The organism is Citrobacter sp. Cpo032, from assembly GCF_030332975.1.
In the GTDB taxonomy this organism is placed as follows: domain Bacteria; phylum Pseudomonadota; class Gammaproteobacteria; order Enterobacterales; family Enterobacteriaceae; genus Citrobacter; species Citrobacter portucalensis.
In genome coordinates, this window is sequence record NZ_JAOWGU010000036.1 from 460,690 (window position 1) to 480,398 (window position 19,709).

Annotated in this window: 23 protein-coding genes; 16 read left to right on the top strand and 7 right to left on the bottom strand. The window is 51.1% G+C overall.

Going from position 1 to position 19,709, the window contains the following annotated elements; translation table 11 throughout:
* Positions 1-8: 8 nt before the first annotated feature.
* Complete coding sequence (locus tag OGY33_RS08460) at positions 9-248, bottom strand: DUF1289 domain-containing protein (protein ID WP_003832768.1); 240 nt, start codon at positions 246-248, stop codon at positions 9-11.
* A gap of 101 nt (positions 249-349) precedes the next feature.
* Between OGY33_RS08460 and OGY33_RS08465 the strand changes: the two genes are divergently transcribed.
* The 4 genes from OGY33_RS08465 to rnt all read left to right on the top strand — a co-directional run bounded on the left by OGY33_RS08465 (position 350) and on the right by rnt (position 3,348).
* Positions 350-949, top strand: coding sequence for a TetR/AcrR family transcriptional regulator (locus OGY33_RS08465; RefSeq protein ID WP_003832766.1), 600 nt, complete (start codon positions 350-352; stop codon positions 947-949).
* A gap of 53 nt (positions 950-1,002) precedes the next feature.
* The gene (locus OGY33_RS08470; RefSeq protein WP_032943320.1) at positions 1,003-2,100 is read left to right on the top strand and encodes an alkene reductase; all 1,098 of its coding nucleotides are present in this window, start codon (positions 1,003-1,005) and stop codon (positions 2,098-2,100) included.
* 97 nt (positions 2,101-2,197) lie between these two features.
* Positions 2,198-2,605: a lactoylglutathione lyase gene (gloA, locus tag OGY33_RS08475; protein WP_003832762.1), complete on the top strand. Its 408-nt coding sequence runs from the start codon at positions 2,198-2,200 to the stop codon at positions 2,603-2,605.
* 95 nt (positions 2,606-2,700) lie between these two features.
* Positions 2,701-3,348, top strand: coding sequence for a ribonuclease T (gene rnt / locus OGY33_RS08480; RefSeq protein ID WP_048226615.1), 648 nt, complete (start codon positions 2,701-2,703; stop codon positions 3,346-3,348).
* A 53-nt stretch (positions 3,349-3,401) separates the two neighbouring features.
* Here the strand turns inward: rnt and grxD are convergent, their stop codons facing one another.
* Positions 3,402-3,749, bottom strand: coding sequence for a monothiol glutaredoxin 4 (gene grxD / locus OGY33_RS08485; RefSeq protein WP_003832760.1), 348 nt, complete (start codon positions 3,747-3,749; stop codon positions 3,402-3,404).
* A gap of 334 nt (positions 3,750-4,083) precedes the next feature.
* Between grxD and OGY33_RS08490 the strand changes: the two genes are divergently transcribed.
* The gene (locus OGY33_RS08490) at positions 4,084-4,914 is read left to right on the top strand and encodes a C40 family peptidase (RefSeq protein WP_008784666.1); all 831 of its coding nucleotides are present in this window, start codon (positions 4,084-4,086) and stop codon (positions 4,912-4,914) included.
* A 127-nt stretch (positions 4,915-5,041) separates the two neighbouring features.
* Positions 5,042-5,623, top strand: coding sequence for a superoxide dismutase [Fe] (sodB, locus tag OGY33_RS08495; protein WP_003029205.1), 582 nt, complete (start codon positions 5,042-5,044; stop codon positions 5,621-5,623).
* A 39-nt stretch (positions 5,624-5,662) separates the two neighbouring features.
* Here sodB and OGY33_RS08500 read toward each other — a convergent pair whose 3' ends face one another.
* Positions 5,663-6,832: an MFS transporter gene (locus OGY33_RS08500; RefSeq protein WP_008784665.1), complete on the bottom strand. Its 1,170-nt coding sequence runs from the start codon at positions 6,830-6,832 to the stop codon at positions 5,663-5,665.
* A gap of 175 nt (positions 6,833-7,007) precedes the next feature.
* Positions 7,008-7,097 (bottom strand): cytochrome bd-I accessory subunit CydH, encoded by a 90-nt coding sequence (cydH, locus tag OGY33_RS08505; RefSeq protein WP_003029209.1) that lies wholly within the window; start codon positions 7,095-7,097, stop codon positions 7,008-7,010.
* 297 nt (positions 7,098-7,394) lie between these two features.
* Between cydH and purR the strand changes: the two genes are divergently transcribed.
* The gene (gene purR / locus OGY33_RS08510) at positions 7,395-8,420 is read left to right on the top strand and encodes an HTH-type transcriptional repressor PurR (RefSeq protein WP_003832757.1); all 1,026 of its coding nucleotides are present in this window, start codon (positions 7,395-7,397) and stop codon (positions 8,418-8,420) included.
* On the opposite strand, the gene punR is transcribed toward purR, so the two are convergent.
* A complete protein-coding gene (gene punR, locus OGY33_RS08515) occupies positions 8,417-9,349 on the bottom strand; it encodes a DNA-binding transcriptional activator PunR (RefSeq protein WP_003029215.1) in 933 nt (310 codons plus the stop codon). The genes purR and punR overlap by 4 nt on opposite strands.
* 112 nt (positions 9,350-9,461) lie before the next feature.
* Between punR and punC the strand changes: the two genes are divergently transcribed.
* Together punC and cfa are read left to right on the top strand one after the other, a co-directional pair.
* Complete coding sequence (gene punC / locus OGY33_RS08520) at positions 9,462-10,667, top strand: purine nucleoside transporter PunC (RefSeq protein ID WP_032943314.1); 1,206 nt, start codon at positions 9,462-9,464, stop codon at positions 10,665-10,667.
* A 290-nt stretch (positions 10,668-10,957) separates the two neighbouring features.
* Entirely contained in the window at positions 10,958-12,106 is a 1,149-nt protein-coding gene (gene cfa, locus OGY33_RS08525) for a cyclopropane fatty acyl phospholipid synthase (protein WP_048214272.1), read from the top strand.
* A gap of 41 nt (positions 12,107-12,147) precedes the next feature.
* Here cfa and OGY33_RS08530 read toward each other — a convergent pair whose 3' ends face one another.
* Positions 12,148-12,795 carry a riboflavin synthase gene (locus tag OGY33_RS08530; protein WP_003832752.1) on the bottom strand — a complete coding sequence of 216 codons (648 nt, stop codon included), beginning with the start codon at positions 12,793-12,795 and terminating at the stop codon, positions 12,148-12,150.
* A 217-nt stretch (positions 12,796-13,012) separates the two neighbouring features.
* Between OGY33_RS08530 and mdtK the strand changes: the two genes are divergently transcribed.
* Positions 13,013-14,386, top strand: a complete 1,374-nt coding sequence (gene mdtK, locus OGY33_RS08535) for a multidrug efflux MATE transporter MdtK (protein ID WP_003836464.1) — start codon at positions 13,013-13,015, stop codon at positions 14,384-14,386.
* Positions 14,387-14,423: 37 nt separating this feature from the next.
* On the opposite strand, the gene OGY33_RS08540 is transcribed toward mdtK, so the two are convergent.
* Complete coding sequence (locus tag OGY33_RS08540) at positions 14,424-15,122, bottom strand: RluA family pseudouridine synthase (RefSeq protein ID WP_008784660.1); 699 nt, start codon at positions 15,120-15,122, stop codon at positions 14,424-14,426.
* Between the two features lie 129 nt (positions 15,123-15,251).
* On the opposite strand from OGY33_RS08540, the gene OGY33_RS08545 reads away from it, so the two are divergent.
* From OGY33_RS08545 to OGY33_RS08570, 6 genes are all read left to right on the top strand, one after another.
* A complete protein-coding gene (locus OGY33_RS08545) occupies positions 15,252-16,043 on the top strand; it encodes a PhzF family phenazine biosynthesis protein (protein WP_048214274.1) in 792 nt (263 codons plus the stop codon).
* A gap of 36 nt (positions 16,044-16,079) precedes the next feature.
* Positions 16,080-16,388, top strand: a complete 309-nt coding sequence (locus tag OGY33_RS08550) for a monooxygenase (protein WP_008784658.1) — start codon at positions 16,080-16,082, stop codon at positions 16,386-16,388.
* 245 nt (positions 16,389-16,633) lie between these two features.
* Positions 16,634-17,029, top strand: a complete 396-nt coding sequence (locus OGY33_RS08555) for a RidA family protein (RefSeq protein ID WP_003832744.1) — start codon at positions 16,634-16,636, stop codon at positions 17,027-17,029.
* A gap of 27 nt (positions 17,030-17,056) precedes the next feature.
* Complete coding sequence (locus OGY33_RS08560) at positions 17,057-18,025, top strand: threo-3-hydroxy-L-aspartate ammonia-lyase (protein ID WP_149607194.1); 969 nt, start codon at positions 17,057-17,059, stop codon at positions 18,023-18,025.
* 127 nt (positions 18,026-18,152) lie between these two features.
* Positions 18,153-18,794, top strand: a complete 642-nt coding sequence (locus tag OGY33_RS08565) for a helix-turn-helix transcriptional regulator (RefSeq protein ID WP_008784655.1) — start codon at positions 18,153-18,155, stop codon at positions 18,792-18,794.
* Positions 18,795-19,205: 411 nt separating this feature from the next.
* Entirely contained in the window at positions 19,206-19,700 is a 495-nt protein-coding gene (locus OGY33_RS08570) for a putative pterin-binding protein (protein WP_003832739.1), read from the top strand.
* The last annotated feature ends 9 nt before the right edge of the window (positions 19,701-19,709 follow it).

Below are 19,709 nucleotides of genomic sequence, written 5' to 3' on the forward strand. Positions count from 1 at the left end.
TTACGCTTTTAAAAGAGTGAAGGTTGTTGCGGTTCTTCCGAAGGGTTGGCTTTGTTTGCACGTAATTTACGCATCAGGCGCTGACGACAAAGCCGCAGCACTTCCTGCTTTTGGGTATCGCTCATCTTTTGCCAGTTAAAACGCTCATCCCGACTGCGAAAACAGCCACGACAAAAGCCGCGTTCGTCAGACTGACATATTCCACGGCATGGGCTCTGGACGGGGAAAAACTCCAGCTGTTCGGCCACATCCCCTCCTTTAATAAGATTGATATACTTATTGAAGACGTTAACTGAATTTCTCGCAAGCGCTATTGCATTAGACCGACTGGTCTATTACACTCCTTTTCATGAACAAAATCACTGAACACGATACACGCGAACATCTGCTGGCGACTGGCGAACTGCTGTGTATGCAGCGCGGCTTCACCGGCATGGGTTTAAGCGAACTACTGAAAACCGCTGAAGTACCCAAAGGTTCGTTTTATCATTATTTTCGCTCTAAAGAAGCGTTCGGTGTCGCGATGCTGGAACGCCACTATGCGGCCTATCATCGGCGACTGGCTACGCACTTTGATACGGGAGCTGGAAACTATCGCGACCGCATTCTGGCCTACTATCAGGAAACCCTGAATCAGTTTAGTCAGCACGGCATTATTAGCGGCTGTTTAACAGTAAAACTGTCTGCCGAAGTGTGCGATCTGTCAGAAGATATGCGCACTGCGATGGATAAAGGCGCGCGGCACATTATTGTGCTGTTAGCGCAGGCGCTGGAGAAAGGTCAGGCCAGCCATTGTCTGTCTTTTGTTGGCGAGCCGTTACAGCAGGCGCAGGTACTGTATGCGCTGTGGCTTGGCGCCAACCTGCAGGCCAAGATTTCTCGTAGCGCCACTCCGCTGGAAAATGCGCTGGCGCACGTTAAAAACATCATCACAACGCCTGCCGTTTAACAGGCGTTTTTATTTTCTTTATTACTAGACGACCGGTCTATTCAGGAGTGCACATGTCATCTGAAAAACTGTTTTCCCCACTGAAAGTGGGTGCCATTACGGCAGCAAACCGCGTATTTATGGCGCCACTGACGCGTCTGCGCAGTATTGAGCCTGGCGACATCCCTACTCCGCTGATGGCCGAGTATTACCGTCAACGCGCCAGCGCGGGGCTTATCATCAGCGAAGCGACGCAGATTTCCGCACAGGCGAAAGGCTATGCCGGAGCACCCGGCTTACATAGCGAAGCACAAATTGCCGCATGGAAGAAAATCACTGCTGCCGTACACGCTGAGCAAGGTCATATTGCTGTCCAGTTGTGGCACACTGGACGCATCTCTCACGCCAGTCTGCAGCCAAACGGTCAAGCTCCAGTTGCACCTTCCGCGATTAGCGCTGGAACCCGCACCTCGCTGCGCGATGAAAACGGCCTGGCAACGCGTGCCGATACCTCAATGCCACGTGCGCTGGAAACTGAAGAGATTCCGGGCATCGTTAATGACTTCCGTCAGGCGATAGCCAATGCGCGCGAAGCGGGTTTCGATATGGTTGAACTGCACTCTGCCCACGGCTACCTGCTGCACCAGTTCCTGTCGCCAACGTCTAACCAGCGTACCGATCAATACGGTGGCAGCGTCGAAAATCGTGCGCGTCTGGTGCTGGAAGTGGTTGATGCCGGTATTAAAGAATGGGGTGCCGATCGCATTGGTATTCGCGTCTCGCCGATTGGCACTTTCCAGAACGTAGACAATGGTCCAAACGAAGAAGCCGATGCGCTGTATCTGATTGAACAATTGGGCAAGCGTGGAATCGCTTACCTGCACATGTCTGAGCCGGACTGGGCCGGTGGCGAGCCGTATTCCGATGCGTTCCGCGAAAAAGTGCGCGCGCGCTTCCACGGCCCTATCATTGGTGCTGGTGCTTACACCCCAGAAAAAGCAGAAGCGCTGATCGAGAAAGGTCTGATCGACGCCGTTGCTTTTGGTCGCGCCTATATTGCTAACCCGGATCTGGTGGCGCGTCTGCAACGCAAAGCAGAACTGAATCCGCAACGTGCCGAGAGCTTCTACGGCGGCGGCGCGGAAGGTTACACCGACTATCCTACCCTCTAACGTCACAATCTCCGTTCTGCCATTGATAGCGGCGTAACAACGCCGCTATACTAAAACAACATTTTGAATGTATTAGCCATTTTCGAAGGGGAAAAAGATGCGTTTACTCCATACCATGCTGCGCGTGGGTGACCTGCAGCGTTCCATCGAGTTTTATACCAACGTGCTGGGCATGAAGCTGCTGCGTACCAGCGAAAACCCTGAATACAAGTACTCTCTGGCTTTTGTCGGCTACGGTCCTGAAACCAGTGAAGCAGTAATCGAACTGACCTATAACTGGGGTGTCGACAAGTATGATCTGGGTACTGCCTATGGCCATATCGCCCTGAGCGTAGACAACGCGGCTGAAGCCTGTGAACGTATTCGCCAGAATGGCGGTAACGTAACGCGTGAAGCAGGTCCAGTAAAAGGCGGCACCACAGTGATTGCGTTCGTTGAAGATCCGGACGGCTACAAAATTGAGCTGATCGAAGAGAAAGACGCCGGGCGCGGCCTGGGCGATTAATCACCCCCTCGGGCGCAGATCGTCTGTGCCCATAGTTTTATACTCATCATTTTGCCATAATACGCGCTGCAATTTTCCCGTATTAAGAGACCCAGATGTCCGATAACGCTCAACTTTCCGGTCTGTGTGACCGTTTTCGTGGTTTTTATCCTGTCGTCATTGATGTCGAAACCGCAGGGTTCAATGCCAAAACCGATGCGCTGCTTGAGATTGCCGCCATCACACTGAAAATGGATGAACAAGGCTGGCTGATGCCGGACACGACGTTACATTTCCACGTAGAGCCGTTTGAAGGTGCCAATTTGCAACCGGAAGCGCTCGCCTTTAACGGTATTGACCCTAACAATCCGCTACGCGGTGCGGTCAGCGAATATGATGCTTTGCATGCCATCTTCAAAATGGTGCGTAAAGGCATTAAAGACAGCGGCTGCAATCGGGCAATCATGGTGGCGCATAACGCTACGTTCGACCACGGTTTTATGATGGCGGCGGCAGAACGCGCCTCGCTCAAACGTAATCCGTTCCATCCATTTGTCACCTTTGATACGGCGGCATTAAGCGGCCTGTCTCTGGGGCAGACTGTGTTGTCAAAAGCGTGCCTGGCGGCGGGAATGGAGTTTGACGGGAATCAGGCGCACTCGGCGTTGTATGACACCGAACGTACGGCCGTGCTGTTTTGCGAAATCGTTAACCGCTGGAAACGTCTCGGCGGTTGGCCTCTTCCCGTGCCTGAAGAAGCGTAACGGCGACATAAAAAAAGCGACCATTTCAGGTCGCTTTTTTACTTCTGCTGGTATTACTCAGCGTCCGGCTCTTCGGTTTTGTATTTCGCTGCTGTTTCTTTAATCAGCTGCTGCAACTCACCGCGCTGGTACATTTCGATCAAAATGTCACAACCGCCAACCAGCTCACCATCAACCCACAGTTGCGGGAAGGTCGGCCAGTTTGCGTATTTCGGCAGTTCGGCGCGAATATCCGGGTTCTGCAGAATATCAACGTAAGCAAAGCGTTCACCACAGGCTGACAGCGCCTGCACAGCCTGTGCGGAGAAACCGCAGCTTGGCAGTTTAGGGGAACCTTTCATGTACAGGAGAATCGGGTTTTCAGCGATCTGGCGCTGGATTTTTTCGATAGTGGTGCTCATTATCTTGCTTCCTTAAACTTCTTTTACGGCAGTAGTCTGACATTGTAACGGGTCAGACAGGCAACGGAAAATAACATTTTCATTACGCGTTATTATTTTATCCCCTGACGCTAAAAGTTGCATTCACAATCTCACTTATCCCCTTCAAACATGTGGATTTGATTATCCGTTCACCAACTCAAACGTTAATTGCTGTTTTTTTTTGCGGTCGGTTACGAAACATAGTTTTAAACAAAAAAAGCTATTAACTTTCCCTCTTTCTATAGATTAGAATCATCAAGTTTTGAAAATCACACGCAGGCACGATAGACCTGCCTTACCAGAGGACTGCTCAGTGGCGCGGATAAACCGAATCTCGATCACGCTCTGTGCTTTGCTTTTTACTACACTGCCTTTTACGCCTATGGCTCATGCTTCCAAGCAGGCCAGGACGACACCTACCAGTACTCACCCACTCAAGACGGTAGATAAAAAGAAAAGCGCAACAACCAGCCAAAAAACAACAAAGACCAGCAAGAAAACGGCGACAAAGACCACCAGCAAAACCAGCACCAAAACCGCTTCCTCTTCTAAAAAACGCACAGCCACTCCGGCAAAGTCGACTAAAACTGCAAATCGCCGTGGTAAAACTGCCGCAGCACAAACCGCAGCCGTTACCTGGACGGAAAAATGCACACCGCGCAAAGGTCATAAACCTCGCTGCGTGAAGGTGAAAACCACTGCACCGACTACGCTTGCTGACGCACATAAAGTGAAAGTGCAGAAAGCGACTAAAACCGCTATGTCCACCTTGATGAACCAAATCGGCAAACCTTATCGTTGGGGCGGCTCCTCGCCAAGAACAGGGTTTGACTGCAGCGGTCTGGTTTATTACGCCTATAAAGATCTGGTGAAGTTCCGCATTCCGCGTACCGCGAATGAAATGTACCATCTGCGTGATGCCGCACCAATTGAACGTGGCGAACTGAAAAATGGTGATCTGGTATTCTTTCGTACCCAGGGTCGCGGAACAGCCGATCACGTCGGCGTCTACGTCGGCAACGGTAAGTTTATTCAGTCACCGCGCAGCGGGCAGGAAATTCAAATCACCTCTCTGAGCGAAGATTACTGGCAGCGCCACTATGTGGGCGCTCGTCGGGTAATGACGCCAAAAACAATTCGCTAAAAACTTACCCTACAGAACATGCTGTAGGGTAAGTTCTTCTTTTGCATAACCTTTCAATTTGCTACCCTATCCTTACTCACAATGAGGCTATTGTGTGTACTCAATATAAATAATAAGGAGAGAAGCAATGTCGTTTGAATTACCTGCATTACCGTATGCCAAAGATGCTCTGGCACCGCACATTTCTGCCGAAACGCTGGAATATCACTATGGCAAACACCATCAAACCTACGTGACCAATCTGAACAATCTGATTAAAGGCACGGCGTTTGAAGGCAAATCACTGGAAGAGATCGTTCGTAGCTCTGAAGGCGGTGTATTCAATAACGCAGCACAAGTATGGAACCACACGTTCTACTGGAACTGCCTGGCACCAAACGCAGGTGGTGAACCGACCGGTAAACTGGCTGATGCAATTGCCGCCTCCTTTGGCAGCTTTGCAGATTTCAAAGCGCAGTTCACCGATGCCGCTATCAAAAACTTCGGTTCTGGCTGGACCTGGCTGGTTAAAGGAACGGATGGCAAACTGGCTATCGTCTCCACCTCCAACGCAGGTACTCCGCTGACCACCGACGCGACGCCGCTGATGACCGTTGACGTATGGGAACACGCCTACTACATCGATTATCGCAATGCCCGTCCTGGCTACCTGGAACATTTCTGGGCACTGGTGAACTGGGAATTTGTTGCGAAGAACTTCGCAGCATAAAAAAGATAACGCAGAAGGACTTCCTTCTGCGTTTTTGCATTAATTCGCGGTAGTGAAAGCCTCTTCAGGCTGTCTTCTTGCGGAAATGAACACCAGTAGCAGCGCAAGACCCGCCACAATCGCCCCCATCACCGGTACAAAACTGTAGCCCAGGCCGCCAGATATCACCGCCCCACCGGCTGCCGCACCTAACGCATTCCCCAGGTTAAACGCGCCAATATTGACTGACGATGACAATCCAGGCGCTTCGCTGGCAACGCGCATCACACGCATCTGCAACGGTGGAACGACCGCAAACGTCGCCGCGCCCCAGACCACCATACTGACCGCCGCTCCCAGCTCATTACGCGCAAGGAAAGGAATGGCCAGCATAATAACCATCAGCAGCAGTAAAAAGCCTTTCAGCGTACCGTTGACTGAACGGTCAGCCAGTTTGCCGCCAAAATAGTTACCGATCGAGAAGCCAACGCCTATCAACACCAGCATCCCGGTAACAAATGCCGGTGTAGCATGAGTGATAGTATGCAGAACCGGCGAGATGTAGGTATACAGCGTGAACATCGCCCCAGCACCCAGTACGGTAGTCAGTAACGCCGACAACACCTGTGGGCGCATCAACACCGCCAGTTCGCTTCGGACATCCGGGCGCTCTCCTGCTCCACCCTTGGGTAGTGAGAAGAACAGGCTGACCATCGCAATGACGCCCAGCCCTGCAGTGGCCATAAACGACATACGCCAGCCGATGGTTTCACCAAGCCAGGTTGCCGCCGGAACGCCGCCAATATTGGCGATGGTTAACCCCATAAACATCGTTGCCACGGCGCTGGCCTGCTTATGTTTGGGTACCACACTGGCTGCAACCACAGAACCGAGACCAAAAAAGGCTCCATGGTTAAGACTGGTCAAAATACGCGATAGCATCAGCGTGGTGTAATCCGGCGAGATAGCCGAAAGCACATTACCCAGCGTGAAAATCGCCATCAGGAATATCAAAGCATTACGTCGCGCACGATGAGACAGCAGCAATGTCATCAGCGGTGCACCTACCATCACACCTACCGCATAAGCGCTGATCAGCATGCCAGCCGCCGGAATCGAGACGTCCACACCTTTGGCAATGACGGGCAACAACCCCATTGGCGAAAACTCGGTGGTGCCAATACCAAACGCCCCGATTGCCAGCGCCAGTAAAGGGTAATTGATTTTCATATTTCGACTCCATATCGTCGAGCCGTGGCACGACATAAAATAAGAGTCAAAAGCATGACATTGATCGCAAAATTAATAAAGTTAACAAAACTGCAAAAGACTTTTGCTTATTCGCAAACAATAGAGGGGAAAAACGAGTCGAAGGGATGAGGGAGAGCTAACTCCCTCGGGGAAATCAATGCAGCGCTGCGGTCAGACCACCCGCGACGATCAAACCCAGAACAATAATGGTAGTCACTAACGAAAATTTCAGATCGGTGCTCATCAAGTTTTCTCCTTTTTATTCCCACACAAAAAGTGATATTGCGCATTTTTACACACTTGAAAGCAAAAATCTCTCACGATTTATATTGATAACTGCTTTTAACTCTTCCCCTTTTCGTTAAGATCAGACAAAATTCCACGCTTACTTGATTAGCGTACCGGCCATTGACCCCTTCCTGACGTTCCGTGTCGTTTTCCCGGCGTGCCGCAACCCTTACGTTGCGATAAGGGTGTGTAAAGGCAAACGTTTACCTGGAGTATTCTCAGGAGCTTAGGATATGGTCTGGAGTGAGATGTAATGGCAACAATTAAAGATGTAGCGAAGCGAGCAAACGTTTCCACTACAACCGTATCACACGTAATTAACAAGACGCGCTTTGTCGCGGAAGAAACACGTAATGCTGTCTGGGCAGCAATCAAAGAACTGCACTATTCTCCGAGCGCAGTTGCCCGCAGCCTGAAGGTAAATCACACCAAGTCTATCGGCTTGCTGGCGACCAGCAGCGAAGCGGCCTATTTCGCCGAAATTATCGAAGCCGTTGAGAAAAACTGTTTCCAGAAAGGCTATACCCTGATCCTGGGTAACGCATGGAACAGTCTCGAAAAACAGCAGGCTTATCTGTCGATGATGGCGCAAAAGCGCGTTGATGGTCTGCTGGTGATGTGTTCTGAGTATCCGGAGTCGCTGCTTTCGATGCTCGAAGAGTATCGCCATATCCCGATGGTCGTTATGGACTGGGGCGAAGCAAAAGCCGACTTTACTGATACGGTCATTGATAACGCCTTCGAAGGCGGTTACATGGCGGGCCGGTATCTGGTAGAACGCGGTCATCGTGAGATTGGCGTGATCCCTGGCCCAATGGAACGTAACACCGGGGCCGGGCGTCTGGCTGGCTTTATGAAAGCGATGGAAGAAGCGCTGATTAAAGTGCCTGAAAACTGGATTGTCCAGGGCGATTTTGAGCCTGAATCCGGCTACCGCGCCATGCAGCAAATTCTGTCGCAGTCTCATCGTCCGACCGCGGTCTTCTGCGGTGGCGATATTATGGCAATGGGTGCGCTGTGCGCCGCTGACGAAATGGGACTGCGCGTACCGCAGGATGTCTCACTCATCGGCTACGACAACGTGCGCAACGCCCGCTTCTTCACGCCGGCCTTGACGACCATTCACCAGCCGAAGGATTCACTGGGTGAAACGGCCTTCAACATGCTGTTAGACCGTATCGTGAATAAACGTGAAGAGTCACAGTCTATCGAGGTGCATCCGCGCCTGGTTGAGCGTCGCTCCGTTGCCGACGGTCCGTTCCGCGATTACCGCCGTTAAGCCTGTTGTGCGGGAGTCTCATCTGGCTCCCGCAGCCATTCCTTGTTCAACGTTTCACTATCTCCTAAATAGTCCAGCAGCCAACTCAATGCCGGTGACGTATCGTTCTGCTGCCATGTCAGACAACATGCGGCATCAGGAAAGGGGTTCTCCAGTTGCAGCGCAACCCATTTACCGCTATCGATCCACGGCTTGGCAAAATGCGTCGGTACCATGCCCACGCACAATCCCGCGGACAAACAGGTCGCAGAAGATTCCCAGTCCGGCACGACGACGCGCTTTTGGTTGTCCAGCAGCCAGGTAATACGCTTCGGCAATGTTCGGGAGGTATCTTCGCGCACCAGTGACGGCCAGTTGCGCAACGTGTCATCACTTAACGGTCCAGGCATTGACGCTAGTGGATGATGGCTGGCTACCACGCAGCTCCAGCTCAGCATTCCCATATCGCGGAAGGTATACCGCCCCCCGACCGGAATGGCCTGTGTGGCCCCGATGGCCAGCTCCACACGCCCATCAGACAGTGCGTCCCACACGCCGTTAAACACTTCCTGAAAAACTAACAACTCCACATCATCAAAGTGACGGTAGAAATCCACGATCATCTGTCGGGTACGATCCGGGCGGACAATGTTATCGACGGCGATCGCCAGCTGTCCGCGCCAGCCGTTGGCAATTTGCTGACATTGCTGGCGCGTGATCTGCATTTTTTTGATAACAGAGCGGCCTTCTTTTAAAAACCATGCCCCGGCAGGCGTTAATTCCACATCCCGATGGCGTCGCTCAAAAAGTGGCACCGCCAGCCACTCTTCCAGCTGGCGCACGGTGTAGCTTACCGCCGAAGGTACACGGTGCAGCTCCTGCGCGGCCGAACTAAAACTGCCGTTACGCGCTACCGCATCAACCACTTCAAGTGAATATTCCGACCACATATTCTGCCTGCAAAAAATTTGAAATCAGTAAGCAAATATTAGCGTTTCACAGCGAGAATTACACTCACTACACTCAGCGGCATTGTTCTACTGCTAAAAAAGAGAAATGATGATGCAACCTGGGAAAGGGTTTTTAGTCTGGCTGGCAGGTCTTAGCGTGCTCGGTTTTCTGGCAACGGATATGTATCTACCCGCCTTTGCTGCTATTCAGTCCGATCTGCAAACACCTGCATCTGCCGTCAGCGCCAGCCTGAGCTTGTTCTTAGCCGGTTTTGCCGTCGCGCAACTTTTGTGGGGGCCACTTTCCGACCACTACGGTCGCAAACCTATTTTGCTACTGGGTTTATCTATCTTTGCACTGGGCAGTCTGGGCATGCTGTGGGTTGAAAACGCCACTGGTCTGCTGGTACTGCGATTTGTTCAGGCCGTTGGCGTCTGTGCGGCATCGGTTATCTGGCAAGCGCTGGTGACCGATTATTATCCTTCACAAAAAGTAAACCGCATCTTTGCCACTATTATGCCGCTGGTCGGGTTATCTCCTGCACTCGCCCCGCTATTAGGTAGTTGGATCCTGGTACATTTTTCCTGGCAGGCCATTTTTGCCACTCTGTTTGCCATTACTCTGATTCTGATGCTTCCGGCTCTGCGTCTAAAGCCAACGGCTAAAGCGCGCGATGACAGCCAGGATAAACTGACTTTCGCCACCTTGCTGCGCTCGAAAACTTACCGTGGAAACGTGCTGATTTATGCCGCCTGTTCCGCGAGCTTTTTCGCATGGCTGACGGGTTCCCCGTTCATCCTCAGCGAAATGGGTTATAGCCCAGCGGTAATTGGTCTGAGCTATGTTCCGCAAACTATCGCCTTCTTAATTGGTGGTTACGGCTGTCGTGCAGCGCTGCAAAAATGGCAGGGTCGTCAGCTGCTGCCCTGGTTACTCATTCTGTATGCCTTCAGCGTTGTAGGCACCTGGGCGACCGGCTTTATTCATCATGTTGCATTGGCTGAAATCCTGATCCCATTCTGCGTTATGGCGATTGCGAACGGCGCGATCTACCCTATCGTTGTCGCGCAGGCATTACGCCCTTTCCCACAGGCCACGGGACGCGCAGCCGCATTGCAGAATACGCTGCAACTGGGTTTATGCTTCCTGGCAAGCCTTGTCGTTTCCTGGTTGATTGCCACCCCGCTGCTGACCACCACCAGCGTTATGCTGACAACAGTATTGCTGGCTGCTGTGGGTTACAAAATGCAGTCGCAGAAAACTGACGCCCCGCAAACAGATGATCGTGCGCAAGTTGCCCACGGAGAGTCGCACTAATAATGGTTGCGGGCATTTAGTTAGCCCGCTAACAATTATTGGTTGAATCGTCAAAAATTCAGGCATATACTGATTTTCAGTTGTTAAAAAAACGATAATTTTAATGCGTTAACGGGGACAAGAACGTTCCCGTTTTACCACGGATGGCCTTTTCGGCAAGGGTTTCTCCCTTCCTCTGTTCTACGTCGGATTATAGATTCGCGGATTAATTCCGTGAGATTTCTCACAAAGCCCAAAAAAGCGTCTACGCTGTTTTAAGGTTCTGATCACCGACCAGTGATGGAGAAGCTATGAGTTCATCATGTATAGAAGACGTCAGCGTACCGGATGATGACTGGTACCGCATTACCAATGAATTATTGAGCCGTGCAGGTATTGCTATTAATGGCCCTGCACCGGCTGATATTCGAGTAAAGAACCCCGATTTTTTCAAACGCGTATTGCAGGAAGGATCGTTAGGGTTGGGTGAAAGTTATATGGATGGCTGGTGGGAATGCGACCGGCTGGACATGTTTTTTAGTAAAGTCTTGCGCGCCGGTCTTGAAAACCAACTCCCCCGCCACTTTAAAGATACGCTACGTATCGCCACGGCTCGCCTGTTCAATTTACAGACCAAAAAACGTGCGTGGATGGTCGGCAAAGAACATTACGATTTGGGCAACGATCTCTTTACCCGCATGCTTGACCCCTATATGCAGTATTCCTGCGCCTACTGGAAAGATGCCAACACTCTGGAATCTGCCCAGCAGGCGAAGCTCAAAATGATTGCTGAAAAATTGCAACTGAAGCCAGGAATGCGGGTGCTTGATATTGGCTGTGGCTGGGGTGGTTTATCCCAGTTTATGGCATCGCAATATGGCGTGAGCGTGGTGGGTGTGACCATTTCGGCAGAACAGCAGAAAATGGCACAGGAACGTTGCGCGGGGCTGGATGTCACCATTTTGCTGCAGGATTATCGCGACCTGAACGACAAATTCGACCGCATTGTCTCCGTCGGCATGTTTGAACATGTTGGACCGAAGAACTACGCCACCTATTTTGAGGTGGTCGATCGTAATTTAAAACCGGATGGTCTCTTTTTACTGCACAGCATCGGCTCCAAAAAAACCGACAATAACGTTGATCCGTGGATCAATAAGTATATCTTCCCAAACGGGTGTTTGCCGTCAGTTCGCCAGATTGCCAACGCCAGCGAACCGCATTTTGTGATGGAAGACTGGCATAATTTTGGCGCGGATTACGACACGACGCTGATGGCATGGCACGAGCGTTTCATGAGCTCCTGGCCTGAAATCGCCGATAACTACACCGAACGTTTCAAGCGGATGTTCAGCTATTATCTGAACGCCTGCGCCGGGGCGTTTCGTGCTCGAGATATTCAGCTATGGCAGGTGGTCTTTTCCCGCGGTGTTGAACACGGTCTGCGCGTTCCCCGCTAATCGTTTTCGCCCCCGTAGCAACGGGGGCTTTACTCTCAGGCTTAGGCTCCCGCTTCGCCCGTTATGTTGCTGATGGCGCTTTCACGCGCCGCCAGGACACGCTCAACGGTATCAACCACCGCCTGCGTTTGGGGATCGATTTCGATATTAACCCGTGCGCCCAGCTTTTTCTTGCCAAGCGTCGTACGCTCCAGCGTTTCCGGGATCAAATGCACACAGAAACGTGTCGGCGTCACTTCACCGACCGTCAGACTGATACCGTCAATACCAATAAATCCTTTGTACAGGATATATTTCATCAGCGACGGATCCTGGACTTTAAACCACACCTGACGGTTATTCTCCGAGGTCAGAATTTTCGACACTTCGGCAGTGGTCATAATATGGCCCGACATTAAATGTCCGCCAATCTCATCACTGAATTTTGCCGCACGTTCAACGTTAACCAAATCTCCAACCTTCAGATCGCCCAGGTTGGTGATACGCAGCGTTTCTTTCATCAGGTCGAAGCTTATCTGGTTACCGTTAATTTCGGTGACCGTCAGGCAGCACCCATTGTGGGCAACCGATGCACCGGTCTCCAGCGCATCCAGCATATATTCAGGCAACTCCACAACATGCGTACGAAAATTCGGTTTTTCATCAATGGACACCAATTTTGCGGTGCCCTGCACAATACCCGTAAACATACTTCCTACTCCTGAACTCAATTAAGACATCTCTGCACAGCACAATAGCAGGTGGAAATTCAGGTTGCCAGCAATGCGCCACCAGCGCCTGTTTTTTCACTGGAGAATTACGTATTCCTCGCTACAATAGACTGAAATTTCCCCTGCTTTTTCTCCTTGCTGCCATATAAGGCGGCTTTTTTAGTCTCTCAAATAACAACAATATAGTGGTGTACACGTGCAAAAGTATGTAAGTGAAGCGCGTCAGTTATTAGCTCTGGCAATTCCGGTGATTCTTGCGCAAATCGCTCAAACCGCAATGGGATTCGTTGATACCGTCATGGCGGGCGGATACAGCGCGACGGATATGGCGGCAGTCGCCATTGGTACGTCCATCTGGCTACCGGCCATTCTGTTTGGTCACGGACTACTGCTGGCGTTGACGCCGGTAATTGCGCAACTCAATGGTTCCGGACGCCGCGACCGTATCGCCCATCAAATACGTCAGGGATTCTGGCTGGCGGGCAGCGTCTCCGTGCTGATTATGGTTGTGCTATGGAATGCGGGGTACATTATTCGCTCCATGCATAACATCGACCCGGCACTGGCGGATAAAGCCGTTGGCTACCTGCGTGCCCTGCTGTGGGGCGCACCGGGTTATCTGTTCTTCCAGGTAGCCCGTAACCAGTGCGAAGGATTAGCCAAGACTAAACCGGCGATGGTGATGGGATTTCTCGGCCTGCTGGTGAACATTCCGGTTAACTATGTTTTCATCTATGGGCATTTAGGCATGCCGGAACTGGGTGGCGTGGGTTGTGGTGTGGCAACAGCAGCGGTTTACTGGGTGATGTTTATCGCCATGCTCTCTTACATCAAACGTGCGCGTTCAATGCGCGATATCCGTAATGAGCGTGGTTTCCAGAAACCTGACACCGCAGTAATGAAGCGTCTGGTACAGCTGGGTTTACCTATCGCGCTGGCGTTATTTTTCGAAGTGACGTTGTTTGCGGTGGTCGCGCTGCTGGTTTCTCCACTGGGGATTGTCGACGTAGCCGGACACCAAATCGCACTGAACTTCAGCTCGTTAATGTTCGTCCTGCCGATGTCTCTGGCTGCCGCCGTCACCATTCGTGTCGGCTATCGTCTGGGCCAGGGTTCCACGCTGGATGCGCAAACCGCAGCCAGAACGGGTCTGGGTGTTGGTGTGTGCATGGCGGTCGTAACGGCGATTTTCACCGTGACATTCCGCGAGCATATTGCCCTGCTCTATAACAATAACCCGGAAGTTGTCGCCCTGGCGGCTCAGCTCATGTTACTGGCCGCTGTGTATCAAATTTCGGACTCTATCCAGGTTATTGGCAGCGGGATCCTGCGTGGTTATAAAGATACGCGTTCCATTTTCTTTATTACCTTTACGGCATACTGGGTGCTGGGTCTGCCGAGCGGTTATATTCTGGCGCTTACCGATCTGGTAGTTGACCGGATGGGACCGGCGGGATTCTGGATGGGCTTTATTATAGGCCTGACCTCTGCGGCGGTACTGATGATGCTGCGGATGCGGTTTCTACAACGCCAGCCGTCAGCGGTTATTTTACAACGCGCTGCGCGATAATCTCATAAAAGCCGCCGCCAGGCGGCTTTTTTTCGCCTCAAAACGGGCTGGCGTTTTTGGCGTTCATCCACGCTTCACTAATGGGATGCCTGAAATGCAGTTCACTGGCATGTAGCATCAGCCGTGACGTTTGTTCAGTCCCCGGCAGCAGACGTCCACCGTACAGATCGCACCCCAAAATAGGATGTCCCAACTGCTGACAATGGATCCGTAGTTGATGGGTGCGCCCGGTTTCAGGGGTCAGTTGCACCCGCGTCAAGGGGAGCAACGTCCCCTCTTCCTGACGATGATAAAAACGCTCGACAACCTGATAGCGCGAGCGCGCGGGTTTGCCGTTGAGAGCACAAATCGACATCAATGGAAACAGCGCCGGGTCTTTGGCAATCGCGGCGTCGATAACCCCTTCGTCGTTCTCCAGATGCCCGCATAACAGCGCACTGTACACCTTAGTGACCGTCCGCTGGCTGAACTGCTGGCAAAGCGCGGCGTTAATAGCCTTGTTACGAGCGACCACCATCAGCCCAGAGGTGCCGAAATCAAGCCGATGTACCAGCGTGCAGCCAGGGTAAATCTGTACCAGCCGGTGATGTACCGAATCGAGATTCTGCGGATTTTTGCCCGACAGGCTAAGCAACCCGCTGGGTTTATTGATGAGCACCAGATGCTCGTCCTGATAGAGGGTCTCTATCTCGTCATGGCAAGGCGGGGCAATAAAGGTATCGAAGATCGTAGACATCAGGCGGCCAGAATGAGGTGTGGGAACGGATGATAACGAATTTTCACCACAGTGGCGAATCTGAGCATTGACCCAATGGCTGACATGGTAGAGTGTGATTTATCCTGAGTGCGATGAGAGGGTTACTCTGTGCAACAAATCGATTTTTACATGGTGGATGCCTTTACCACCACGACATTTGGCGGTAATGCCGCAGCTGTCTGTCCGCTCACGGACTGGTTGCCCGATGAAACATTATTAAAGATGGCGCAGCAGCATAACCAGTCAGAAACTGCTTTTTTTGTCGCCAATGAGAATGGCTTTGAGCTGCGTTGGTTTACCACTCAAGGTGAAATCAATCTGTGTGGGCATGCCACGCTTGCCGCTGCGCATGTCATCTTTGAACATCTGGATTACCCGGATACGAAAATCCATTTTGCTACCCGCTTTGTAGGACCGCTGACGGTCACGCGCTGCGGTGAATGGCTGACGCTTGATTTTCCAGCCTGGCAAAGCGAATCTGCCATGCCGCCCGCTTTACTGCTGGAAACATTAGGCATCACCGAATACAAAGAGGTGCGTGTGGCACGCGATTACATGGTAGTGCTGGAAAATCAACAGCAGGTTGAGGCTGTTCGCCCCAACATCCACGCCATGATTCCGCTGGGGAAAATGGTATGCATCACCGCGTCGGGTGACGGGGAATACGATTTTGTCAGCCGTTTCTTCTGCCCGGGTGAAGCCGTCGCGGAAGACCCGGTCACAGGCTCAGCACATAGCATGCTGATCCCTTACTGGGCTGAAAAACTGAATAAAACACAGATGCTGGCACGCCAGGTCTCTGAACGCGGCGGGGATTTACGCTGCCAGTTAGCAGGAACCCGTGTTTATATCAGTGGGCAGGCGATAACTTATCTGACCGGTAAAGTGCTGTTGCGCTAGCAGCCTTACCCAAAATAACCAATCCATGGAGGATTTATGTCGAACAAACTCGTGCAGATACACTTTGATTTTCATGGTCCGTTTGGGGCTGAGATGTCGAATCAGCTCGTTGAACTGGCAGAATCAATCAACCAGGAGCCGGGGTTCATCTGGAAAATCTGGACCGAGAACGAAGCAAATCACGAAGCGGGAGGCATCTACCTGTTCCAGGACGAAGACACCGCTCAGACCTATATCAAAAAGCATACCGCCCGCCTGAAGCACCTGGGTGTGGAGGAAGTAACGTTCAAAATCTTCGATATCAATGAACCGCTAAGTAAAATTAACCACGGTCATATCAGCTAAACTTTTGCCTTAGACGCCCCCTCCCGGGGCGTTTCTTCATTTCCCCCTGCTTTCCCCTTTCAACAGCGATATCCCCGTCACCGCTCCAGGACAGTGATTTAGCCTGTGCCACGTTTGCAGTAGTTCACAAAATCAGCGTTAGCGAAAACTATCGCTGGCCGAACGCACTATGAAGGAGTATAAAATAATACAAACAGTATTATTTTATACAAAATGAATCACAAACGGCGACTGGAGATTCTCATATGACCGCGGACATTACACTGAACTCATCTGCTGGAAGCTTCCCGCCAGCAGGTCATTACTCGCACAGTACAACGGCTGGAGGATTCGTCTTCATTTCCGGGCAATTGCCGGTCACTTTCGACGGCGAGAAAAAAGCGGATGCCTCTTTTGAAGATCAAACCCGGCTGGTACTCAAGAATATTGATGCTTGTCTGGCTGGTGCTGGGGCATCACGTCAGCATCTGGTGTCTGTTCGCGTCTATGTGACGGATATGAACCAGTGGCCGACGTTTAACAAAATCTATGGAGAGTGGATCGGTGATTTCCGTCCATCCCGTGCAGTAGCAGGTGTTGCGGAACTTCATTATGGTTTTGCGCTGGAAGTTGAAGCTATTGCGTTGGCCCCGCAAGCGTGACGTTTAACAACATACAGGTGAACAACAATGACTGAAATGACACTGCCTGATTATTACGATGTTGCCGCTGCGGCAGAGCGCATCGCAGATTATGCTAACAAAACGCCGGTGATGACCTCCCGAACGGTTAACGAAGAATTTGGCGCGGAAGTCTTCTTTAAGTGCGAAAACTTCCAGAGAATGGGCGCCTTCAAATTTCGCGGCGCTATGAATGCGCTACGTCAGTTCACCCCACAACAACGCGCTGCGGGCGTCGTGACATTTTCTTCCGGCAACCATGCACAGGCCATTGCCTTGTCGGCAAAGTTGTTAGGCATTCCAGCAACAATTATCATGCCGCATGATGCCCCGGCGGCCAAAGTTGCGGCGACGAAAGGCTATGGCGGAAAAGTGGTAACTTACGATCGCTATACTGAAGATCGTGAAAAAATTGGTCGGGACCTGGCAGAGAAACAGGGGTTAACGCTGATCCCCCCTTACGACCATCCGCACGTGATCGCAGGCCAGGGCACCGCCACAAAAGAGCTAATTGAAGAAGTGGGTCAGTTAGACGCCCTTTTCGTGTGTCTGGGCGGTGGCGGCCTGCTCTCAGGATCCGCCCTGGCGGCCAGACATCTGTCTCCTGACTGCATCATCTATGGTGTCGAACCTGAGGCGGGTAACGATGGTCAACAGTCGTTTCGTAGCGGCAAAATAGTTCATATCGATACGCCCAAAACCATTGCTGACGGTGCTCAGACTCAACATCTCGGGAACTATACGTTTCAGATTATCAAGCAAAACGTGAACGATATTCTGACTGTTTCAGACGCTGAGTTAATCGCCTCAATGAAATTTATCGCTGAACGCATGAAAATCGTCGTTGAGCCGACCGGGTGTTTGGGTTTTGCTGCCGCCAGAGCGCGTAAAGCTGAGCTTCGCGGCAAGAAAATCGGCATTATCATCAGCGGTGGAAACGTGGATATCAGTCGCTACAGTGAATTTCTGGCCGGATGATAAACAGGGTATCTGCCATGCAGATACCCTACTTTTACTGTCTGTACACTCCCGTCTGGAAAAACGCTCCCAGGTCACTGTAAACTGCTCGCAATCATGGCAACAGACATCACCGCAGGAGACTGGCATGCCAAAAACCGACAATAACTCGCTTCTCAGCCAAATTGATACTATCGCCAGGGGATTGAGTGAGACCTTCTCTCCGTTTTGCGAAGTGGTGGTTCATGACCTCAAAAATCCAGAACATGCCATTTTATCCATCCATAATAATCTTTCCGGACGTCAACCTGGCCAGCCAGCAACCGAGCTTGGCCTGGCGAGAATCGCATCACCTGACTTTCCCAGCATCATTGCGAACTACAGTAATCAGTTTGCCGATGGCCGTCCGGTGAAAAGTACCTCCATTGGCATCAAGGACGAAGACGGCAAATACGTAGCGGCACTTTGCCTGAATGTCGATATGACGCTGTTCCGTGGTATGCAGAGTGCTCTTGCGCGTTTTACTGAAACTGAAAATTCCCCCATTAAGGAACATATCGATCCCGGCAGTAATGAAGTCATCCGCCAGCGTATTGATGACTTTGCCGCTAAACGCGCGACGACGGCCCGAGCCCTTAAACCTCAAGACCGTAAGCTGCTGATTCAACAATTACGCCAGGACGGTTTGCTGAACGTACGCAAATCTATGGATACGGTTGCACAGCATCTGGGCGTATCGAGGGCCACCGCCTATCTGTATGCCCGCCAGTCAGCTCAGGCGGGTGAATAAACGGGTTCAGATAGACCGCACTTGCCACGTAGAGAATTTCTGTCCTTGATTACCGACACGAAGCGCTCCCGCTCCACTAAAGGCGGCTTCGTGCCCGATATAGTTACCCACCAGTAAACAACCAAATCCAGCTGCAGTGAAAAAAATAAACCTTTATTTTCGTGCGTATTTATTGGCACTGAGTAAATAGATGATTTATTTTTGTACATACATAGTGAAATTTAGCTTTACTCAAATAACACACTAGCATTTTTAATGCACCACAGCAGAACAGGTAACAACTAACTAACTGATTTAAAAGAGTTAAAAAGCCATTAAAGTTATTACACCAATAATACCCATGCAATATATATAAATAGCGTGATATCTAAATTATAATTCTTTAACATCCGGCTGATTGGTGAGGTAAGAATGCGATTAATGGTCATGTTGGTAAGCTTTGTACTCTCCACCCAGCTATGGGCAGGTGAACTTTCCAGGCCCACCGGTAAAGTGCTTTTAACGCTGTCGGGTAATATTGAAAATACAAATGCAGACGGGAAAGCCGTTTTTGATACCGCCAGCCTTGAGAAGCTGGGCATGGTCAGTTTCCAGACCACCTCCCCCTGGTATAATGGGCGCACTACCTTTACGGGTATTCCGCTACAAAAGCTCATGGATTATGTCGGGGCGAACGGCTCTGTTGTTAAGGTCACTGCGCTCAATGACTACACCACCGTTATCCCTCTTAGTGATTTCAAAAAATACAATGCTATCCTTGCGTTAAAAATCAACGGAAAATATATGCGCATCCGTGACAAAGGCCCGTTATTCATTGTGTACCCCTATGACAGCATGCCAGAACTGAATAATCAGATATATTATTCAAGGTCTGCATGGCAGGTCAGTAGTATGGATATTGAGTAAGCGTTCAGA